Here is a 20,904-nt window from a genome sequence, read left to right on the forward strand (position 1 = left end):
GCTGATATCACTGCTGCTATGAAATCCAGAACTTGCCATAACCACCTGAATAACATCGCCCTGTTTTATTGCGGTAGTAAACATACGCAATATCGCGCCTGTTTCATTTCTGCTTAGTAGGTTGGAAATATTTACCGGAAATGTTTCCTGACGCAGAAATAGCCCCAGTCGTTTTTCCATCATTTTAACCCGATACTGTAAGGTCGCCTCTCACTCTTTGGCTTCCCCAGATATCCAGCTTAACAGAGGCGTTATTATTACCATTTAACGAGAAACTTACGACACATCTCATCCGTGCGGGGGAAAAATACATGAGCAAAAACCTGTTTTCTTTTCGTATCAAATGCATACCAAAACCAACGCTGCTGTTTTTTATTCCCCACAAATGACCATTGTTCATCCAGTTTACAAATCAGAGTAAGATCGTCATAGACAATGGCTCTGCTTGTTACTTGGAGCCATTCATCGCCATATCGACAATCTTTTCTTTTGTTCCAGGCTTATCGGCGTTGTAGCAGTAGTTAATCTGAAAGGTACGGCGGCAATGTTGGCAGCAGTATCGGGGGAATCCTGCTTTTTCTGTTCCATGCTGACGAACGAGTTCTGTTTGGTAGCAATATCGGCAGGAAACGTCGATAGTGACTGTCATAAACGTTTCCTCAAAAGAGGATATCTTTTCGAAATAACGCTTTTAAGTCATCACCAATATTTTTATAAATAAAAAAATATTTCTTATTCATTTTCAAAATATAGGTTATGCTATTGAATAGAAAGGGAAATATTTCAATAACAAATAAATATAGGTATCAAGTGGATAGAATATCACTCCCATACTATGCTCACATTACGCCAACATCAGGAATTAATACGTCTATTATGAGTAAAATTACATTTGATTAACAAAAAAAATAAATCACACATAAAATGATTGATGTCTTGACGTTAAAAGGCAAGAACATGATTTTATTGAATCATGATAAAACGCATTTTTTAAAATACGCAGCCGACTATTTTAAAGAAAAAAATTATTTTAAACGAGCACTAAATATTATTGGTGCGCATCCGAAAACATAATAAAAAACCTATTTCATTTCATGCATTACGACAAACAATAACGAAACCAACAATGCACACAAAAAGCCAACAAATTACGTAGAAAATTAACAATCCTAGTTATTGGCATGTTTAATATGAAAATATTTTTGAGGATATAACTATGACATACCTTTCTTCAGGGTTCAGAAATCTTTCCGTTGCAGCCAAACTGTTCGGCGGATTTGCCATATTGATAATCATCATCATTATTTCATCAGTTTTTAGTATACAGCAATCAGTTAACATTCGGGGTTATGCACTAAAGGGGGCATTGATCGGTGAAATCAATGATGAATTGAACAACGCACGGCGAAACCGTCTTGCCTATCAAATTAATCACGATGAGAGTGTCATTCAGGCAAACAAAGTTGCTGTTGATAAAATGTATAACAAGGCAGTACAAGGGGAAAGCTTCGCATGGGAAGCAGATGCACGAACATTATTCAATGACTTAAGAAACACCATCCCTGCCTATACCGATGCACGGGATAACTTTGTCAAATTTGAACGCCAATTAGTGGATGCGTCTAAAATGTTGACAGCACCAGAGCAGAAGTCTGTACTGGACAAATTGAATCAGCTGTTAATCACTCATGAACAATCCACAAAGCAGGAGATGATACTACTGAATATACTCAACCGCTTGTGGAGCGACGTACTCCAGATCCAGTCATCTGGCGGAAAAAACGGACAGGATATTTTTGAGGCAGATTACCGCTCTGCTTTGAATCTGTTAGCGACAGAAAACCTACAGCTAACCGAATCAGATAAAAAAGCGGTACAGCTATTTCTTAATACGCTTAAAAACAATGTCAATAACTATTCTACGGCACTTCAGCAGTCGCAAGATGCTGCTAACACACTCACGGGCTTTGCCGAAAAACTCACTAGCACGATACAAAATTTAGTGGCGTCACAAACTCAAAAAAACTTGGATATCACGCAGAAAGTGATATCCATGATAGCACTGGTTGCGCTGTGTGCCGTTGTAATCGGCCTATTAGTCGCATGGCTAATTACACGCCAGATGACCCGCCAAATAAGGAACAGCCTGACCCTTGCCGAGTATATTGCCGATGGTGATTTGACTGCCGTAATTGAACCTCAGTCCTCCGATGAACTCGGTCGCCTGACTACCGCTCTGGCGGTAATGAATCAGCGGCTACGCGAGATGATTTCTCAGATCAAAGAATCTGTCATGCATGTCGCTACGGCATCATCAGAAATTTCTGCAGGTAACACAGATCTAGCATCACGCACTGAGGAGCAATCATCCGCCGTTGTGGAAACTGCAGCCAGCATGGAAGAATTAACCTCAACCGTAAAACGTAATGCAGATAATGCCCGTGAAGCTAGTCATCTTGCCGACGTGGCCGCAAACCACGCTCGTTCAGGTGGCAAAATTGTTTGGGGTGTGATCGATACTATGGGTGTAATCACTGAAAGTTCAAAGAAAATTACTGAAATAATCAGCGTGATTAATGGTATCTCATTCCAGACGAATATTCTGGCGCTGAATGCGGCGGTCGAAGCGGCACGGGCCGGTGAACAAGGCCGTGGCTTCGCTGTTGTCGCCGGTGAGGTAAGAAACCTTGCACAACGTAGTGCGCAGGCAGCTAAAGAAATAGAGAGCCTCATACAAGAATCCGTCCAACGCGTACACACTGGATCAGAAATGGCGAATAAAGCGGGGGGCACGATGGAACAGATCATTTCCTCAGTCACCAATGTCAGTGAAATCATGAATGAAATTTCGAGTGCATCTGAAGAGCAGAGTCGGGGTATTGATCAAATAGGTAAAGCCGTGACAGAACTGGATTCTACTACTCAACAGAATGCCGCTCTCGTGCAGGAATCTTCCGCTGCAGCCTCTTCCCTGGAGCAACAGGCCGATCAGTTGTCACAACTGATCTCAGTATTCAGGCTGGGAACGGAGTCCACGACGCGAAGTCGTCCATCATCCGGCACACAATTATCAATTATCTGCCAGGCTGAAACCGGCAGCGCTGCCGCCAGCAAATAAAGAAGACTGGGAGTCTTTCTGAAGATTTTTCCTCCAGCAACGAGTGAAACGCTTAAGCTGATTGCTGGTTTTACGAACAACCCGACACGTATGTGTCGGGTTCAATCTGATGTTATGACGGATAAAAACGTCGGTAAAGTTCGATACTACCTGAACGCTGCCGCTTCATTGTAGCTATCTTGCCCCCAGCGCCAGATAGCTGCCCGCAGATTCATCAACGCGGAATTGTTCAACGGTGCGTGACAGCTCTTGTGCCTGTTCACTCAGCGAGTGTGCCGCAGCCAATGCTTCTTCAACCAACGCCGCATTCTGTTCGGTACTCTGATCCATCTGCGATATCGCGAGATTGACCTGTTCAATACCGGAACGCTGCTCTGCGCTCGCCGCACTAATCTCGCCCATCATGGAGGTGACGCGGTGTACGCTTTCAACGACTTCACTCATCGTATCGCCAGCCTGCTTCACGAAATCCGTGCCCTCACCCACCTTGGCAACGGAATCATCAATCAGGCCTTTAATTTCCCGCGCGGCGGATGCAGAACGCTGCGCCAGCGTGCGGACTTCACTTGCGACCACGGCGAAGCCACGGCCTTGTTCACCGGCCCGTGCCGCTTCGACCGCCGCATTCAGAGCCAGAATATTCGTCTGGAAAGCGATGCTGTCAATAACGCCGATGATATCCACAATCTTACGCGATGATGTACTGATAGAGTCCATCGTCACCACGACTCGACTGACAACATCCCCACCTCGCACCGCGACATCCGATGCCGACACCGCAAGTTCATTCGCGTAGCGCGCGTTATCTGCATTCTGTTTCACCGTTGCGGTCAACTGTTCCATTGCCGCTGCCGTCTGCTCTAATGCGCTGGCCTGCGATTCGGTACGAGCTGACAAATCACCATTACCCGATGCGATCTGCGTTGAAGCGGTCGCAATCGAGTTAGTACTGCTGCGAACTTGATTAACCAGATGCGACAGGTTTTCACGCATCGCATGGATAGCGTAAAGAATACTGGTTTGGTCGCCCGGCTTCGTTTCAACCTCGACGCGCAAATTGCCTTCCGCGATTTCGCGCACAACCTCCACCGCATATTGTGGCTCGCCGCCAAGCTGGCGCATCAGCGTACGCAGCATATTCCATGCAAACGCGGAAATAATTAACAGCAGAACCAGCCCTAAAGACAGCAGGATCAGCGCGTTGTGCCAGAACGTTTGTTGGATATCGTCAATATAGTCACCGTAGCCAATCGTCCAGTCCCAAGGCTCAAATTTAATGACGGCATAAAGCTTCTCAACTTTATTCTGCTGCCCCGGACGCGTCCCTTCCGCGATCACCGTACCAATCGTATTACCTTGAAGCGACGCACGGTAGCGTTCTCCTGCCTCTTTACCGCCATTGGCATCGACAATGCCAATGCGTTTAGGGTTAGGGTGAACGTAGTTCACATCATTCGTATAACCACGTACAAAGAAATAGCGATCGTCCTTATGGAAACTGCTAATTGCCCGTTTGGCCTCTTTCTCTGCATCCTCACGTGACAGCTGACCGCTTTTCTCAAGGTCATATGCCTTTTGTGCCGCAGCGTGAGCCAGTTGAACCAGCGTAGAAAGCTGGCCAGTGCGTTCGCTCATCATCGTGTTATAGAGCGTATTCAGCGCCACCGCTGATAAAATTAACATCCCTAACAAGGTCGTACCGCATAGCAGTGCAATTCTGGTTCGTAATTTCACGATATTTTTCTCTCTAACCGCTTTTAAGAAAATTCCGAATAAAAAACTACACTACATTGCCGCCTTGAGCCATACCATCCAGGTAGTAATGATAGATTTTTTAACAAAAAATAATGAAAAATCACCTCATTCGCTCAATTTAAATACAGCATCGAGCAATAACGATTAAAAAATAGAGGAAAAATGATCGAAATCGAAATTAATAGGTAAATAACGTTACAGTAATAGCAACGCCTCGGATCATAGCTCGAAGCCCGGTATGTCTGTGGAACGTATCTATTGATCCTACGTATTGATCGTGCGTGTTGATCGTGTGTGTCGACGGTGAACTCGGTATCGATTGAACTGAGAGGCAGAATCAGGGCTCTTGTCCCCTAAAAACAAAAGCCTCCGCAGAAGCGGAGGCGTTCCCTCTAATGACAAGGCGCGCTAAGCGGTCACAGCCCTGTCCTCCATGGCTTTTCGCCAACCTCCCAACCAGTAAGACCGGGCATTAATGGATTGATAAGGACAAAATTCCTTTGGTCTACCGACAATACCAGCTTGATAACCACGTGAATGAGCCCGTTCCAGGCGATCGCGTTTCTGTCTCTTCATGCCTTATTTCCCTCATTATTTATCTGGTGGAAAGAAAACAATGATTACTTTGTAAGCAACCACAGACTATCAATACCGATTCTCTCGCCAAAGGTCAAGGCGCAAAATTCACGCCAGTGTCATATTTGTGATCCAAAATAGGAATTTTACGCGTTAACGAACCGAAAAATTCAACTGATTGAAAACAATAAAAAACCTCTAAAAATGCAATGTAATCAAAGCATTACATCTTTAGAAGCCTAATTTCTTAGAACGCTGTTTGTGTCAAACCGTGACCGGATAATACCAAGTGCCTGTCATCGTTATTTCAGCGTACCCGCCTGCTGGGCAATCGACTGGGAAACCTGCTGCCAACCTTGCGCCAGCGTTCTTACCAACGCGTCGTAGCCATCTTCTGTTTGTGGCAGCACTACGCTAAAAGGACGCTTAACCACTTTCCCCTGATAGGTCAGCATCCACTCTCCGCGCACGATAACATTGCCATCATAACGACCGTGAAAGCCCGTGACAGCGACGTTCAGTACTGCCTGTTCGCTTCCCTGCGGCTGCGTGGTCACGACCCAACTGGGCAGTTTGTGCCCCAGGTTCGTCACCAGCGTCTGCTGCAACTGCTGATCCAACGGGCTCGCCCACAGGTTGTTACTGGCAATGACATACTGCACATCGTTAGCCTGATAAACCAAGCCCGTATTGACGAGATAATCAGCCACGCTGACATGTTCCACCCATAGCGGGTGACCCTGAGCCACCGCAGCCTGTGGCGTATTGGTCTCCGCGATTATCGGCAGTTGATAGTACGTTTTCTGCGTATTGCTACTGCTGCACGCGCTCAATACCAAAGCCAGAACCAGTGTCCATGCTTTCATCATTATTTTGCCCTCTTCGGCTGAGGATCTTGACTACCCGAGGCCTCAAAGACCAACGCATTACTTTTCTCGTTCAGGGTGCGCAGCACAGGCTGTAGCTCCCGCAGCACTTGATCCAACCGCTGCATGTCCGCCACCATCTTGTTATACGCCGGTGAGCCAGGCTGGAAACCTTTCATACTGCGATTCAATTCAAGCAACGTTTTTTGCATATCTTCCGGCAGATCCTGCACCGCTTTGCTGGACGTCAGCTTGTTCAGCGTGGCCATCGTTTTTTGCATTTCACGCAGCGTGGCCTGACTTTCTGTCAGCGTCTTCGTGGCTTCATTGACCATCGGATTCAGCGGCAAGTTATTCACCTTATCCAGCACCGCCATCAGCTTCTGCTGAATCTGTGACAGGCCACCGTCAATGGTAGGCAGAACCGGGTAGCCGTCCAGAACGAACAGCTGTTTATCCACTTTCTCTTTTGGATAAAAATCGAGATCGATATAGAGCGCGCCCGTCAGAAGGTTAGCCGACTTCATCGCCGCCCGTAGCCCCAGTGACTGGGCTTGTTTCAGATGCTGTTCAAAATCGAACGAGCCACCAATCTTCTTCTCGAACCGATCGGGTTCAATACGGATCAGCACCGGAATACGATAATCATCATCCAGATCCTGCTTCATATTTTTTGGGAAAAATGGCGCTTCGGCAACCGTGCCCAGTCGAATGCCACGGAATTCGACTGGCGCGCCCGCCTGTAGACCACGGATCGATTCGCTGAAGAACAGCAAATATTCTTTATATTCGGTGTATAGCGAGTCCTGAATACTGCGCTGACTATCAAACAGTCGGTACTGTGCCATTGTCTTGGCCGCATCGCCCAATTCCCACCCAGCGGGGACATCAAAGCTGACGCCCCCGCTGAATAGCGTAGTCAGCGACCCCATTTCGACACGCATGCCCTGCGCCGACATATCGAACGCGACGCCGCTGTCTTTCCAGAAACGGACGTTGGTTGTAACCAAACCGTCATACGGTGCAGAGATGAACAGCTGATAGCGCATCTTGCGTGCTTTCGGATCGAATTCGCTGGTTTCCACCGACCCCACCCGATAGCCGCGGAACAAGACCGGATCGCCCGCATTCAACTGCCCAGATTGCTCGCTGTCCAGTATTACCCGAATGCCTTTCGCATCCGGCGAGGCCAGCGGCGGCGCATCCAGCAGGGTAAACTCGCTTTTACCCTCTTTACTGGCCCCAGGCTGTAGCTCAATGTAAGCACCGGATAAGAGCGTCCCCAGACCGGAAACGCCTTCGCGCCCAATTTGCGGCTTCACCACCCAGAAAGCGGAGTCCTGCTTGAGCAGTTTCTCCATACCATCATGCAGACGTGCTTTGATCTCCACGCGATGGAGGTCGTCACTCAGCACGACACTCTCTACCACCCCAACGTCTACGCTACGGCTTTTGATGGCCGTTTTTCCCGCTTCAATCCCTTCTGCATTGCTGGTAATCAGCGTAATTTGCGGCCCCTGATGGCTGAAATGGTAAAACAGTATCCAGGCACCGATCAGCACCGTGACAATCGGCACAATCCAGACCGGAGACCAGCGTTTAATTGTTTCTACATCCGCAATGGCATGGTTATCTTTCGCCAACGGCAGGCTCCTTATGAAGAACATCATCGCGACGATCCCACAACAAACGGGGATCAAACATCATCGCGGCAAACATGGTCAAAATCACCACAGCCGCGAACAACACCGCCCCAATGGCGGGATAAATACTCATCAGCCGACCAATGCGCACCATTGCCGACAAGACGGCAATCACAAACACATCAATCATCGACCAGCGTCCAACAAACTCAACCATCTCATAGATGACATGCATGCGCTCGCTGTCTTCCGTTTTTTTGGTTTTGCCATTGGCCTGCCAGCAAAGCCAGCCTAGCGCCAGCATTTTTAGCGATGGCACCATGACGCTGGCGACAAAAATCACCAGCGCGACAGGGTAAGATCCCATTCCCCACAGCAGGATAACCCCAGACATAATCGTCGATCCCATGCGATCGCCGAAGGCTTCGGTCACCATGATCGGCATCAGATTCGAAGGGATATAGAGAATCACAGAGGTGATCAGCAGTGCCAGCGTCCATTGCAGGCTGTGCTTCTTACGGGCATGTCCGCGTGAGTGGCAACGCGGGCATAGTAACTGGTTGGCTGGCAGAATGGCGGTGCAGCATGGGCATGAACGCAGCCCTTGCGATAGCCCGCTTTGTCCCAGAACCGGTGGCGCAGGCAGCGCGGGCGGCGGCACGATGTCATTCCACAGCCAACGGCGGTCGAGGCTTTGGAAGGCAAGTAATTGTAGCAAACAGAACAGGACAAAAGGCATAAAGCTGGTGCCGATGCCGATGTCACCATAGGCCATCAGTTTGACGAAACTGACCAGTACGCCAGCCAGAAAAATCTCTGCCATCCCCCAGCTTTTGAGGTGGAACAACATTTTTCCCAGGTTTTTTTTCAAGGCCAGCGGCAGCGAAGCATGCAGGCAAAGCAGAATAAGAGTCGCCATACTGAAAGCTGGGACCAGTTGGACAAAAAGCATAAACAGCGTCGCGACGCTGGCATAGTTTTCCGCCACCATCACTTTAGGAATTTGTATCAGGGTAATTTCGCTGGTGATTCCCGCAACACGCATAGAAACGAAGGGGAAGAGGTTTGCCAGCAATAGCATAAATAGCGCGCTCACCGCATAGCCAACCGGCCGTTTACGCGGTTCCGTCTGGCGGCTGGTTAGTGCAGTTTTACAGCGTGGACAGGTCGCTTTCTGGCCGTGTAACAGCTCAGGTAATTCCACCAGCAGGTCACACTGCGGGCAAAGTATATAATCATCATGGTGATGATGTTCGTGTTGAAGATTACAGTCATGCCGATCGTGATGGGAACACACACGTTCTCTCCTTCAAAATTCGTCAGCTTCTGACTGAAAACCCCATCAATACGGGAGTTAACTTCCCGTATTGATGGCGTCATACAACCACGTGGATTAGCCGTTTTTCTGTGCTTCCAGCTCTTCCCAACGTTCGAAACAGGTTTCCAGCGCGCTTTCCGCTTCCGCCAGAGCGCTTAAGACCTGCTGCGTTTCGTCATGTGGACGGCTGAAGAAATTGGCGTCGCTCATCTGTGCTTGCAACGACGCAATTTCTTGCTCCAGTTGCTCAAGACGCAGCGGCAACTGATCTAATTCGCGCTGCTGGTTATAACTTAATTTCCCCGCGCTTCGTTTAGCGGACGGTGCTGTGCTCGCAGCCGGCGCTGGTGCGGTTACTGCCGGCGCCGCCGTCATTCGCAGTGGCGTGGCCGTGGCACGTTGTTGTTGTGCATCGTAATACCCACCGACGAAGCGAGAAATCTTGCCGTCACCTTCAAAGATCCAGCATTCAGTCACCGAATTATCGACGAATTGACGGTCGTGGCTGACCAGCAGAACTGTTCCCTGATAGCTTTCGATTAACTCTTCCAGCAACTCCAGCGTTTCCACGTCCAGATCGTTGGTCGGTTCATCAAGAATCAACAGGTTGCTGGGTTTGAGGAACAAACGGGCCAGCAGCAGGCGGTTACGTTCCCCACCCGACAGCGCTTTTACTGGCGTCATGGCACGTTTCGGATGGAACAGGAAGTCCTGCAAATAGCCCAACACATGACGTGAGCGGCCGTTGACCATCACTTCCTGTTTGCCTTCCGCCAGGTTGTCCATCACCGTACGTTCTGGATCGAGTTCAGCACGGTGCTGATCGAAATAGGCGACTTCCAGCTTCGTGCCACAGTGCACACGACCGCTGATCGGTTCCAATCCACCCAGCATCAATTTTAGCAGCGTGGTTTTACCGCAGCCATTCGGCCCCACCAGCGCAATTTTGTCGCCGCGCTGTACCTGAGCGGAGAAATTGCGCGTCAGCACTTTCTTTTCGCCCAGAGAACCCTGGTCAACATGATAGTTCACGTCTTCCAGCTCAAACACAATCTTGCCGGAGCGGGCAGCTTCTTCAACCTGCATTTTCGCCGAGCCCATCACTTCACGACGCTGTGCACGTTCCTGCCGCATGGCTTTCAGCGCCCGCACGCGACCTTCGTTACGGGTACGACGAGCTTTGATGCCCTGACGGATCCACACTTCTTCCTGCGCCAATTTGCGATCGAACTCCGCATTTTGCAGATCTTCCACTCGCAGCGCTTCTTCTTTCCCTTCCAGATATTTATCGTAGTTACCCGGCCAGGAAACCAGCTTACCGCGGTCAAGATCGACAATACGGGTTGCCATATTGCGAATAAACGAACGGTCATGGGAGATAAAGATAATGCTGCCCTGGAACGTTTTCAGGAAGGTTTCGAGCCAGTCAATTGTTTCAATATCCAAGTGGTTAGTCGGTTCATCCAGCAGCAGCACACGCGGTGAACTCACCAGCGCTCTGCCGAGTGCGGCTTTACGCAGCCAGCCACCGGAAAGCGAAGCCAGCGGCGCATCGGCGGACAGACCAAGCTGTTCCAGCACTTCGTGAATGCGACTTTCCAACTGCCACAGGCCCTGATGCTCCAGAACATCCTGCAACTTAGCCAATTGATTCAGGTTCTTTTCGCTCGGATCGCTTTCTACCAGACGCAGCATGGCGTGATAGTTTTTCAGGTGATCTGCCTGTGCCGCGACCCCTTCAGCAACAAAATCAAAAACGCTACCAGCAACATCCCGCGGGGGATCCTGTTGCAGGCGCGCGACAATCAGATCCTGTTCATAGGTGATACGACCATCATCCAGCGGGACCTCTTTGGCCAGAATTTTCAGCAGGGTCGATTTTCCGGCACCGTTGCGGCCAACCAGACAAACGCGTTCATTCTCTTCGATATGGAGTTCGGTGTTATCCAACAGCGGCGCATCGCTGAACGACAGCCACGCACCTGAAACACTGATTAAAGACATCGGTTACTTTTCCTCACCGGCATGCGTTAGCAGCCAGCAGTTATGAATTTGACGATTACGGGCAAAATCCTGCGATTGGGTCTGCGCGGTAATTTCTTTAGCGTTCAGCCCCAGCGCGGTCAGGCCAGCGGTATCCATCTGGAAGCCGCGTTTATTATTCGAGAACATGATGGTGCCGCCACGGCGTAGCAGACGTTTGAGATCTTTCATCAGCGCCAGATGATCGCGCTGGACATCAAACGACTCTTCCATCCGTTTTGAGTTGGAGAAGGTCGGCGGGTCAATGAAGATCACATCGAACTGTTCATTGGCGTTATGTAACCATGACAGGCAATCCGCCTGAATCAGGCGATGCTGACGCCCAGTCAGGCCATTCACCCGCAGGTTTTTCTCGGCCCATTCCAGATAGGTACGTGACATATCGACGGTGGTCGTTGAACGTGCGCCACCTAATCCAGCGTGTACGCTCGCCGTGCCGGTGTAAGCAAATAGGTTGAGAAAATCTTTGCCACGGCTCATCTCACCCAGCATTTTGCGGGCGATGCGGTGGTCGAGGAATAGGCCGGTATCGAGGTAGTCGGTCAGGTTGACCCACAGCTTGGCACCAAACTCTTCCATCAGCAGGAAATCGCCTTTCTGCGCCAGTTTCTCGTACTGGTTTTTCCCTTTTTGACGTTCGCGCGTTTTCAGCACCAGACGGTTCGACGGTAATTCCAGCACGCTCAACGTCGCGTTGATCACATCAAACAGGCGCTGACGAGCTTTCTGCGCATCAATGGTTTTTGGTGGCGCATACTCTTGTACGACAACCCAACTGCCGTAGCGGTCAACCGCCACGTTATATTCAGGCAGATCGGCATCGTAGAGGCGATAGCACTCAATCCCCTGCTGCTTCGCCCACTTCTCCAGCTTGCGCAGGTTTTTACGCAGACGGTTGGCAAAGTCTTCTGCGATTTGCCCTGCAGATTCACCCTGCGTTTCCGCCAGTTGATAATTTTTCTGTACGCAGTCCAGCGGGCCGTTTTTCGCTTTGAATTGGCGCTCAGCGCGCAGTTGCAGACAGCTCAGCAGCTCCGGCGATGCACTGAACAGCGAAAGCTGCCAGCCACCAAAGTCGCTTTTCATCTTACGACCCAGCATATTATGCAGGGCGATCAGCGCAGGTTCACTTTCCAGACGCTCACCGTAAGGCGGGTTACTGACAACCGTGCCTTTCGGGCCTTCCGGCAGGGGGTTTTTTAGCTGTGCAGCATCCCTCACGTCGAAAGAAATCAGTTCGGCAACGCCTGCACGACGCGCATTAGCTTTGGCGATCTCAATCACTCGGCGGTCGTTATCCGATCCGAAGAAGCGCGACGTTGTCGCCTGCAAACCCTGACGAGCACGCACCTGAGCTTCTGCGGTCACCTCGCGCCACAGTTCGACATCGTGCTTTAACCAGGCGTTAAATCCCCAGTGCGTACGATGCAAGCCGGGCGCGCGATCGGACGCGATCATCGCCGCTTCGATCAGCAAGGTACCGGAACCACACATCGGATCGACCAGCGGCGTGCCGTTTTGCCAGCCGGAACGCAACACAATCGCCGCCGCCAGATTCTCTTTTAGCGGCGCCAGTCCGGCCAGATCGCGGTAGCCACGTTGATGTAAGCCGTCGCCGCTTAAATCCAGCGACACGCTGGCCATATCACGCTGTAAAAAGACGTTAACGCGAATATCCGGCTGCTGTTTCGCTACGTCTGGGCGCTGTCCGGTTTTGCGCGTGAAGCTATCCACAATCGCATCTTTAACTTTTAATGCGCCGTATTGGCTGTTGCGGATATCTTCATTGGTACCGGTAAAATGCACGGCAAAGGTTTTATCGATGCTGAAGATCGTTGACCAGTCAATCGCCTGCACGCCCAGATACAAATCCAGATCGCTGTGTACCTTGAATTCATTCAGCGGCAGCAGAATGCGCGATGCCAGACGGCTCCACAGCAGGCTCTGGTACAGCAGGCGATTGTCACCCTCAAAATGGACACCGCCCTGCACAACCGCACAGGACTGCGCACCCAATGATTCGAGTTCGCTTTTTAATAACTCTTCCAATCCCCGCGCCGTACTGGCAAACAAAGCATTCATGTCGTCACTATCACCAAAATATGTAAAAAAACGAACTATACCCTAAATAATTCACGTTGCGTGAAGGCGACAACCGCATGAATCCTCAGGAGCTTACATAAGTAAGTGACTGGGGTGAGTAAGGGCGGTCAACGCACAAGCAGCTTGAAGTATGACGGGTATAGAAAAAGAAATTGAGGCGCATTATAGCTAATCCCAGACACTTGTCATAAAGTTGCCGTTTTACTTTGGCAAGGAACAGGTCAGTGATTGGCGTAACGCGGCTTTATATTCATCCAGTAAAATCGATGCGGGGGCTACAGCTGTCCCACGCGATGGCGTCTGTCAGCGGTTTGGCGAACGATCGTGCCTTCATGATTACCGAATCGGATGGCACATTTATTACTGCCCGCCAGTATCCGCAGATGGTGTTATTTACCCCCGCCTTGTTACCCGATGGACTGTTTATTGCCGCGCCGGATGGTCAAACGGCTACGATACGTTTTGCCGACTTCACCGAGGCACCTCAGCCGACAGAAGTCTGGGGAACGCACTTTACGGCGCTCGTCGCCCCTGACGCTATCAACGTCTGGTTAAGCCACTATTTTCAGCGTGCCGTACAGCTTCGCTGGGTGGGCAATGAGCCATCGCGGCGAGTTAAGCATTATCCTGATGTTCCTCTGGCATTTGCCGATGGCTATCCGTTTCTGTTAATTAATGATGCCTCATTTCAGGCGCTACGCCAGCGCTGTTCCGCCGGTATTAAAATCGAACAGTTTCGCCCCAATCTGGTCGTGACAGGTGCGGAAGCCTTTGCCGAAGACAGTTGGAAGACCATTCGGATTGGCGAGGTTATCTTTGACATCGTCAAACCCTGTAGCCGCTGTATCTTCACCACCGTCAGCATCGAACGTGGCCGGAAGCATCCGTCAGGCGAACCGCTGGCTACGCTGCAATCTTTCCGTACTGCCGACAACGGCGACGTTGATTTCGGACAAAATTTGGTCGCCAGAAATACGGGCATCATTCGCGTAGGCGATACGCTGGAAGTCTTAGCGACCAAACCGCCGCGTCCTTATGGTTCCGGGCAGGTGGTCGAAAGCCTTGTCGTTCCCGAAAAAAGCGAACAGGCCGTCACCATCCACTATCAGGGAAAATCATTACAAGGGAACAATCAGCAGATTTTACTGGAGCAGTTGGAGCAACAGGGTATTCGAATCCCCTATTCTTGTCGGGCAGGATTGTGCGGTTGCTGTAAATTGACCTTAGTCAGCGGAGAGGTTTCCGCACTGAAGCAAAGTGCCATCAGAGAAAACGGCGAGATTCTTACCTGTAGCTGCATTCCACAGAGTGACGTTCAGTTGCAATAAAAAAGCATCTGCAATAGTCGAAGAAAATCCAGCGTACATGCAGTTTGAAGTCTGACGAGTATAGCCGAGGGGTTAGACCACCTTGGCATACTCAAATGCCGACGTGCCTTCACCTAATGCGGTTTCCCACTCAGCGCTATGTTGAATAGCGGCTGGCATTAACCTGTTATGCATGATTTTTATGGCATCACCCAGCACCATAGTCTTCCCATTTAATGACAGTTGCTCTTGCGCCAACAAGCAAAGACAGGCTTTATCCCCCGCTTCCGCCACCAGAAAACAGGCCGTTTCATGGGTCTCAGTGAGTTTCACCTGTACGATATCCCCCGCCTGCGGTGAATACGTTACAGCATCCGGCTGTTGAATGAAGTGCCAGCTTTTTGGCATAAGCGGTTTTAGGAACCGGCTTGCGACCAACGCATTAAGAACTAATTCGCCCTGGAGATCACGATGCAATGCCGCTTTCTGACATTTGTCGTTATAGGTAAAAAATAACGCGGCATCGTCGACACGGAATGCACATTCATTGAATGCATCCGGCGTTAGCATTTTAGACGGAAAACGAGAACGGAATAACATGCCGTTAGCCAAATCCAACATCAGGCGGTCGTGTTCGGTATCAAAATACCAGCGCCAGTTATCGTCAGGTTTTAACTTCATATTATTTATCCTTCGCCTTCATAGTAGAAATATCAGAAATGGCTGATTGTGTTTTCTCACATCACAATAATCGTTCATCGTCACAAACATTGCGGCAAGAAGATCCGTCATCCGTTGATAGATTATTTACGCAAACGGATAAAATATAGACTAGCCGGGGGGATAAATAAACCCCCAGCTAAAAATGAAAGGCATTGCGGATTAAATATGTGTAACGATATCTTTAATCAGGCGTGGACCGTGGAAAATAAAGCCTGAATATATCTGTACCAGCGATGCGCCAGCCGCCATTTTTTCGCGTGCGGCAACCAAAGAATCAATTCCGCCAACGCCAATAATCGGTAAACGTCCCGCTAATTCCTGTGACAAACGACGGATAATTTCCGTGCTGCTTGTCTGCAACGGACGTCCACTTAATCCTCCGGTTTGCCCGCAGTGATTTAATCCCTGAATCAGTTTTCTGTCGAGTGTCGTATTGGTGGCAATCACGCCATCGATGTTATGGCGAACCAGACTGTCGGCAATTTGGATCAACTCCTCTTCAGAAAGATCCGGCGCGATCTTTACCGCCACGGGAACATATTTCTGATGCTTATCTTTTAATTCCGTCTGCTTGTTCTTTATCGCCAGCAAAAGATCGTCCAGCGCTTCACCATATTGCAGGCTACGTAATCCCGGCGTGTTGGGTGACGAAATGTTGATCGCGATATAGCCTGCGTGAGGATAAACCTTATCCATACAGATCAAATAATCGTCTTTGCCTTGCTCAACCGGCGTATCTTTATTCTTGCCGATGTTGATCCCTAATACACCGCCAAAACGTGTTTTCTTTACATTCTCGACCAGATAATCCACGCCTTTATTATTGAAACCCATCCGGTTGATCAATCCTTCCGCTTCCACTACGCGGAATAATCTTGGTTTGTCATTACCGGATTGTGGACGCGGCGTTACCGTCCCTACTTCAATAAAACCAAATCCCATTGCGCCTAACGCATCAATACATTCGCCGTCTTTATCTAATCCCGCCGCCAGACCGAGTGGGTTTTTAAAAGATAATCCCATGCAGGTAACGGGTTTAGTCGGAACAGATTGGCGGACGAGAAATTCAAAAGGCGTGTTGGTAATACGGCGTAATTGTTGGAAGGTCAGCTCATGTGCTCGCTCTGGATCGAGCTGAAACAGGGCTTTTTTGATAACGGGATAGAACATATTGTCTCCTGAGATCCCTATCGCAAAGGTATCTTGCCTACGCTGGAAGTAAGCAATAGTGGATTACGGTTTAACTCACGGTCGGTGATGGTAATTCCATCTTTGCGGAAAGTAAAACGTTTGCGGGAACGGGGAATCGTGATGCGGGAATTATCGCCACACGCGGCAGATACCGCGTGTGGCTGTGCTAATCGCGTGGCGGGATTAGTCTTGCAGCGCCTTGCTGATTTTCTCGAACAGATCGCCAGACAGATTTTCCAACGTCTTCAGTTGCTCCAGCGCCTGACGCATTTGCGCCTGACGTTTAGCATCATAGCGTTTCAGACGGATCAACGGTTCGATCACCCGTGCCGCGACCTGCGGATTACGGGTATTCAGATCGGCCAGAATCTCCGTCAGGAAGCGATAGCCGCTGCCGTCTTCGGCATGGAAAGCCGACGGATTGGAGGCCGCAAACGCCCCCACCAACGAACGCAGGCGGTTAGGATTGTTCAGGCTGAATGAACGGTGTTGCAGCAGCTCGCGCACGCGGGTCAGCACATCGGCTGCCGGGCTGGTCGCTTGCAGCACAAACCATTTATCCATGACCAAGCCATCCTGATGCCAGCGGTTATCAAACTGTGTCAGCAGGTCATCACGCACCGGCAGTTGAGCCTCAACCGCCGCCGACAGCGCCGCCAGCGAATCTGTCATGTTATCCGCCTGACGGAACTGCGCCTGCACCAGTTTATCAGCCTGCGCTTCATCGTTGAATGCTAGATAATGCAGGCAGACGTTGCGCAGCGCACGTTTACCCATATCCGCGTGTTCGATGCGATATTGCGGCGCGTGATTCGCGTGGTATACCGCCAGCCACTCATCCGCCATCTCTTTCGCCATCGTACGCGTCATACTCTCACGCACGGCAGCGATCGCCGTCGGATCGATGATGTCAAACAGCTCGGCAATCTCGTTTTCGCTCGGCAATGTCAGAATCTGAGAAGCCAGCATCGGATCCAGTTTTTCATCCAGCAACACGCCACGGAAAGCATCCACAACATGCATCGGCACGGAAAGCGGCTGCTTCTGCTGATAGCGGGAAACGTTCAGACGGATATAGTTGGCCAGCAGGCTCTGTGCTGCATCCCAACGCGAGAATGCATTGCTGGCGTGGCGCATCAGGAACGTCAGTTGTTCATCGCTCCAGGCATAGTTCAGTTTTACCGGCGCAGAGAACTCACGTAATAAAGAAGGAATTGGTCGGCAAGGCACCTGATCGAAAATGAACGTCTGTTCGGATTCGGTCACATTAAGCACCGACGCCAACAGCTGGCCGTCTTTCTGTAGCGGAATAACCTGCCCTTGCGGATCGTACAGTTCAATATCCAACGGAATGTGCAGCGGTAACTTCGGCTGTTTGTCGGCACCGACGGGCGTCATCTGGCTCACGCTCAGCAGATACTGTTGCGTCTGCGGATCGTAATCATCACGCACGGTCAGCACCGGCGTGCCCGATTGGCTGTACCAGCGGCGGAACTGCGTGAGATCGACACCGGAAGCCTCTTCCATCGCCAGCACGAAGTCATCACAGGTTGCCGCGCTGCCGTCGTGACGCTCAAAATACAGACGAATACCGGCCTGGAAGCCTTCTTCACCTAATAAGGTGTGCATCATGCGGATCACTTCCGATCCCTTTTCATAGACCGTCAGCGTGTAGAAGTTATTCATCTCGATCACCTGATCGGGACGAATCGGATGCGACATCGGGCTGGCATCTTCGGCAAACTGCGCACCGCGCATCACGCGCACGTTATCAATGCGGTTCACCGGACGCGAACCCAGATCGGAGCTGAACTCCTGATCGCGGAACACTGTCAGCCCTTCTTTCAGGCTAAGCTGGAACCAGTCGCGGCAGGTGACGCGGTTACCCGTCCAGTTGTGGAAATATTCATGTCCGATCACCGCTTCAATATTCAGATAGTCTTTATCCGTCGCGGTTTCCGCCTTGGCCAGCACATATTTAGAGTTGAATACGTTCAGCCCTTTGTTTTCCATCGCCCCCATGTTGAAGAAATCAACGGCGACGATCATATAGATGTCGAGATCGTATTCCAGACCGAAGCGCTCTTCGTCCCACTTCATCGAATTCTTCAGCGAGGTCATCGCCCAGCCAGCGCGATCGAGGTTGCCACGGTCAACAAACAACTCTAATGCAACATCGCGACCAGAACGTGTCGTGAAGCGATCCTGAAGGACATCAAAATCGCCAGCAACCAGTGCGAACAGATAAGCGGGTTTCGGGAAGGGATCCTGCCATTCAATCCAGTGGCGGCCACCTTCCAGTTCCCCTTGTGCGATACGATTGCCGTTAGAGAGTAAATAAGGATAGCGAGCTTTATCCGCTGTGATACGCGTGGTGAATTTCGCCAGCACATCTGGTCGGTCGAGATAATAAGTAATGTGGCGGAAACCTTCGGCCTCACACTGCGTACAGAGTGCATCGCCAGAAAGATACAGCCCTTCCAGCGCGCTGTTGGCGGCAGGATTGATTTCCGTTTCGATGCTGAGCGTAAAATGCGCGGGTAATTGTGTCAGAATCAGGCCATCGTCCTGCTGCTGGTAATGTGTCCACGGCTGACCATCAACACTCAGGCTAATCAGTTTCAGCCCTTCGCCATCCAGCTTCAACGGCGCGCCAGCGTCCCCCTGCAACACCACCTGACTAACGGCTTTTACGTGAGTTTTTTCAGCATGGAGATCGAAATCCAGTGCAATGTCAGTAATGGTGTAATCCGGCGCACGGTAGTCATGGCGGTATTTTATTTGCGGCTGTTGATTCATATAAAGTTTCCACCTCGTCATAAACATCTAAAGATCAAGTCTAAGCCTGTTATCTTAATGTTACCACGACAAAATAATGAGGATAATCATCGTACCGTGCTTCATTCCCGCACGTCTCGCTATGTTGTCGTAATGTAATAAACGGATAATCAAGGTATACTGACCGAACATTGCTGATTGTCCCAATGGTGGATAGGCATCTTACAAGGATGCTGTAACGCATTATGACTTTGCACACTTCCCCGATTCTGCACTCATTGCTGGATACCGATGCCTACAAGCTGCATATGCAACAGGCGGTGTATCATCACTATTATGATGTCGACGTTGCGGCTGAATTTCGCTGTCGCGGCGATGAGTTATTAGGCGTTTACGCCGACGAAATAGCCCATCAGGTCGATCTCATGCGTTTCTTGTCATTGAGTGACGATGAGTTCACCTATCTTTCTTCTCTGCCGTTCTTTAAGCCAGATTATCTCCACTGGCTGCGGGACTTCCGTTTTAATCCGCAGCAGGTTTCGATCAAGAATCATGCGGGAAAACTGGATATCCGTATCACCGGGCCATGGCGTGAAGTGATTTTGTGGGAAGTTCCCTTGCTGGCCGTGATCAGTGAAGTCGTGCATCGCGATCGTTCACCTCACATTACGACTGAGCAGGCGCTTGCCCAACTGTCAGCCTCACTGGAGAGCTTCCACCAGAACAGCGCAAATGTGGATCTCAGTCGGTTCAAGTTAATGGATTTCGGCACGCGCCGGCGTTTCTCTCGTGATGTCCAGCAGACGATTGTGACGACGCTGCGGGCCGACTTCCCTTATCTCATCGGCACCAGCAATTACGATCTGGCACGCCGTTTGGCTATCACGCCTGTCGGCACGCAGGCACACGAGTGGTTTCAGGCGCATCAGCAGATTAGTCCGACGCTGGCAAACAGCCAGCGCGCCGCGCTACAAATGTGGCTACGTGAATATCCGACACATTTGGGCATTGCGTTGACCGACTGCATCACGATGGATGCCTTCCTGCGCGATTTCGATTTGCTGTTTGCCGAAGCCTATCAGGGGTTGCGTCACGATTCCGGCGATCCGGTCGATTGGGGCGAAAAAGCCATTGCACATTATCAGCGCCTGAACATCGATCCGATGAGCAAAACGCTGGTCTTCTCCGATAATCTGAATCTGGATAAAGCACTAGCGTTGTACCGCCATTTCGGACAGCGCGTGAATCTGGTGTTTGGCATCGGCACACGCCTGACATGTGATATCCCCGGCGTAAAACCGCTGAACATCGTGATCAAGCTGGTGGAATGCAACGGCAAGCCGGTGGCAAAACTCTCCGATAGCCCGGGTAAAACCATCTGCCAGGATCAGAACTTCGTGTGTGAGTTGCGCAAAGCGTTTGATCTGCCCCGCGTGAAAAAGGCCAGTTAAGGCTTTCCCATATACCCTAAATAATTCGAGTT

16 protein-coding genes are annotated in these 20,904 nt (G+C 50.4%); 3 read left to right on the forward strand and 13 right to left on the reverse strand.

The genetic code is table 11. The features are described 5' to 3' along the window. From H0248_RS21900 to H0248_RS06425, 3 genes are all read right to left on the reverse strand, one after another. Window positions 1-183: hypothetical protein (locus tag H0248_RS21900; protein WP_219609005.1), on the reverse strand; the 183-nt coding region annotated here is incomplete at its 3' end. A gap of 74 nt (window positions 184-257) precedes the next feature. Beyond that, window positions 258-383 (reverse strand): IS1 family transposase, encoded by a 126-nt coding sequence (locus H0248_RS22450; RefSeq protein WP_180785205.1) that lies wholly within the window; start codon window positions 381-383, stop codon window positions 258-260. A 65-nt stretch (window positions 384-448) separates the two neighbouring features. Continuing rightward, window positions 449-649: an IS1 family transposase gene (locus H0248_RS06425; RefSeq protein ID WP_180785206.1), complete on the reverse strand. Its 201-nt coding sequence runs from the start codon at window positions 647-649 to the stop codon at window positions 449-451. A gap of 567 nt (window positions 650-1,216) precedes the next feature. Here H0248_RS06425 and H0248_RS06430 point away from each other — a divergent pair. Then, entirely contained in the window at window positions 1,217-3,118 is a 1,902-nt protein-coding gene (locus H0248_RS06430) for a methyl-accepting chemotaxis protein (RefSeq protein WP_180785207.1), read from the forward strand. Between the two features lie 174 nt (window positions 3,119-3,292). Here H0248_RS06430 and H0248_RS06435 read toward each other — a convergent pair whose 3' ends face one another. The 7 genes from H0248_RS06435 to rlmKL all read right to left on the reverse strand — a co-directional run bounded on the left by H0248_RS06435 (window position 3,293) and on the right by rlmKL (window position 13,401). Beyond that, window positions 3,293-4,852 carry a methyl-accepting chemotaxis protein gene (locus tag H0248_RS06435; RefSeq protein WP_180785208.1) on the reverse strand — a complete coding sequence of 520 codons (1,560 nt, stop codon included), beginning with the start codon at window positions 4,850-4,852 and terminating at the stop codon, window positions 3,293-3,295. A gap of 429 nt (window positions 4,853-5,281) precedes the next feature. After that, entirely contained in the window at window positions 5,282-5,449 is a 168-nt protein-coding gene (rmf, locus tag H0248_RS06440) for a ribosome modulation factor (protein WP_010276992.1), read from the reverse strand. A gap of 302 nt (window positions 5,450-5,751) precedes the next feature. Then, window positions 5,752-6,318, reverse strand: coding sequence for a membrane integrity-associated transporter subunit PqiC (pqiC, locus tag H0248_RS06445; protein WP_180785209.1), 567 nt, complete (start codon window positions 6,316-6,318; stop codon window positions 5,752-5,754). Beyond that, on the reverse strand, window positions 6,318-7,985 hold the full coding sequence (gene pqiB / locus H0248_RS06450; protein ID WP_374705260.1) for an intermembrane transport protein PqiB: 1,668 nt from the start codon (window positions 7,983-7,985) through the stop codon (window positions 6,318-6,320). Before pqiB ends, pqiC begins: the two co-directional genes overlap by 1 nt. After that, window positions 7,945-9,255 (reverse strand): membrane integrity-associated transporter subunit PqiA, encoded by a 1,311-nt coding sequence (pqiA, locus tag H0248_RS06455; protein ID WP_180785211.1) that lies wholly within the window; start codon window positions 9,253-9,255, stop codon window positions 7,945-7,947. The genes pqiB and pqiA overlap by 41 nt, the downstream gene beginning before the upstream one ends. A gap of 96 nt (window positions 9,256-9,351) precedes the next feature. Next, window positions 9,352-11,280: an ABC transporter ATP-binding protein gene (locus tag H0248_RS06460; protein WP_180785212.1), complete on the reverse strand. Its 1,929-nt coding sequence runs from the start codon at window positions 11,278-11,280 to the stop codon at window positions 9,352-9,354. 3 nt (window positions 11,281-11,283) lie between these two features. Then, on the reverse strand, window positions 11,284-13,401 hold the full coding sequence (rlmKL, locus tag H0248_RS06465; RefSeq protein ID WP_180785213.1) for a bifunctional 23S rRNA (guanine(2069)-N(7))-methyltransferase RlmK/23S rRNA (guanine(2445)-N(2))-methyltransferase RlmL: 2,118 nt from the start codon (window positions 13,399-13,401) through the stop codon (window positions 11,284-11,286). Between the two features lie 245 nt (window positions 13,402-13,646). Here rlmKL and H0248_RS06470 point away from each other — a divergent pair, with 245 nt between their 5' ends. Then, complete coding sequence (locus H0248_RS06470; protein ID WP_039469072.1) at window positions 13,647-14,750, forward strand: YcbX family protein; 1,104 nt, start codon at window positions 13,647-13,649, stop codon at window positions 14,748-14,750. Window positions 14,751-14,822: 72 nt separating this feature from the next. Here the strand turns inward: H0248_RS06470 and H0248_RS06475 are convergent, their stop codons facing one another. From H0248_RS06475 to pepN, 3 genes are all read right to left on the reverse strand, one after another. Continuing rightward, entirely contained in the window at window positions 14,823-15,410 is a 588-nt protein-coding gene (locus H0248_RS06475) for a cell division protein ZapC (protein ID WP_180785214.1), read from the reverse strand. A gap of 201 nt (window positions 15,411-15,611) precedes the next feature. Continuing rightward, complete coding sequence (gene pyrD, locus H0248_RS06480; protein WP_010277017.1) at window positions 15,612-16,622, reverse strand: quinone-dependent dihydroorotate dehydrogenase; 1,011 nt, start codon at window positions 16,620-16,622, stop codon at window positions 15,612-15,614. A gap of 204 nt (window positions 16,623-16,826) precedes the next feature. After that, window positions 16,827-19,442 carry an aminopeptidase N gene (pepN, locus tag H0248_RS06485; RefSeq protein WP_180785215.1) on the reverse strand — a complete coding sequence of 872 codons (2,616 nt, stop codon included), beginning with the start codon at window positions 19,440-19,442 and terminating at the stop codon, window positions 16,827-16,829. 224 nt (window positions 19,443-19,666) lie between these two features. On the opposite strand from pepN, the gene pncB reads away from it, so the two are divergent. Then, on the forward strand, window positions 19,667-20,872 hold the full coding sequence (pncB, locus tag H0248_RS06490) for a nicotinate phosphoribosyltransferase (protein ID WP_180785216.1): 1,206 nt from the start codon (window positions 19,667-19,669) through the stop codon (window positions 20,870-20,872). Window positions 20,873-20,904 lie beyond the last annotated feature (32 nt).

Origin of the sequence: Pectobacterium brasiliense (genome assembly GCF_013449685.1) — a bacterium.
Classification (GTDB): Bacteria; Pseudomonadota; Gammaproteobacteria; order Enterobacterales; family Enterobacteriaceae; genus Pectobacterium; species Pectobacterium brasiliense_A.

What these genes read in the sequence shown, in the direction of transcription:
- H0248_RS06430 (WP_180785207.1), top strand. Translation starts at nt 1,217, where the DNA reads ATGACATACCTTTCTTCAGGGTTCAGAAATCTTTCCGTTGCAGCCAAA.
- H0248_RS06460 (WP_180785212.1), bottom strand. Translation starts at nt 11,280, where the DNA reads ATGTCTTTAATCAGTGTTTCAGGTGCGTGGCTGTCGTTCAGCGATGCG.
- rlmKL (WP_180785213.1), bottom strand. Translation starts at nt 13,401, where the DNA reads ATGAATGCTTTGTTTGCCAGTACGGCGCGGGGATTGGAAGAGTTATTA.
- pncB (WP_180785216.1), top strand. Translation starts at nt 19,667, where the DNA reads ATGACTTTGCACACTTCCCCGATTCTGCACTCATTGCTGGATACCGAT.
- pyrD (WP_010277017.1), bottom strand. Translation starts at nt 16,622, where the DNA reads ATGTTCTATCCCGTTATCAAAAAAGCCCTGTTTCAGCTCGATCCAGAG.
- pqiC (WP_180785209.1), bottom strand. Translation starts at nt 6,318, where the DNA reads ATGATGAAAGCATGGACACTGGTTCTGGCTTTGGTATTGAGCGCGTGC.
- H0248_RS06475 (WP_180785214.1), bottom strand. Translation starts at nt 15,410, where the DNA reads ATGAAGTTAAAACCTGACGATAACTGGCGCTGGTATTTTGATACCGAA.
- H0248_RS06425 (WP_180785206.1), bottom strand. Translation starts at nt 649, where the DNA reads ATGACAGTCACTATCGACGTTTCCTGCCGATATTGCTACCAAACAGAA.
- pqiB (WP_374705260.1), bottom strand. Translation starts at nt 7,985, where the DNA reads ATGATGTTCTTCATAAGGAGCCTGCCGTTGGCGAAAGATAACCATGCC.
- rmf (WP_010276992.1), bottom strand. Translation starts at nt 5,449, where the DNA reads ATGAAGAGACAGAAACGCGATCGCCTGGAACGGGCTCATTCACGTGGT.
- pepN (WP_180785215.1), bottom strand. Translation starts at nt 19,442, where the DNA reads ATGAATCAACAGCCGCAAATAAAATACCGCCATGACTACCGTGCGCCG.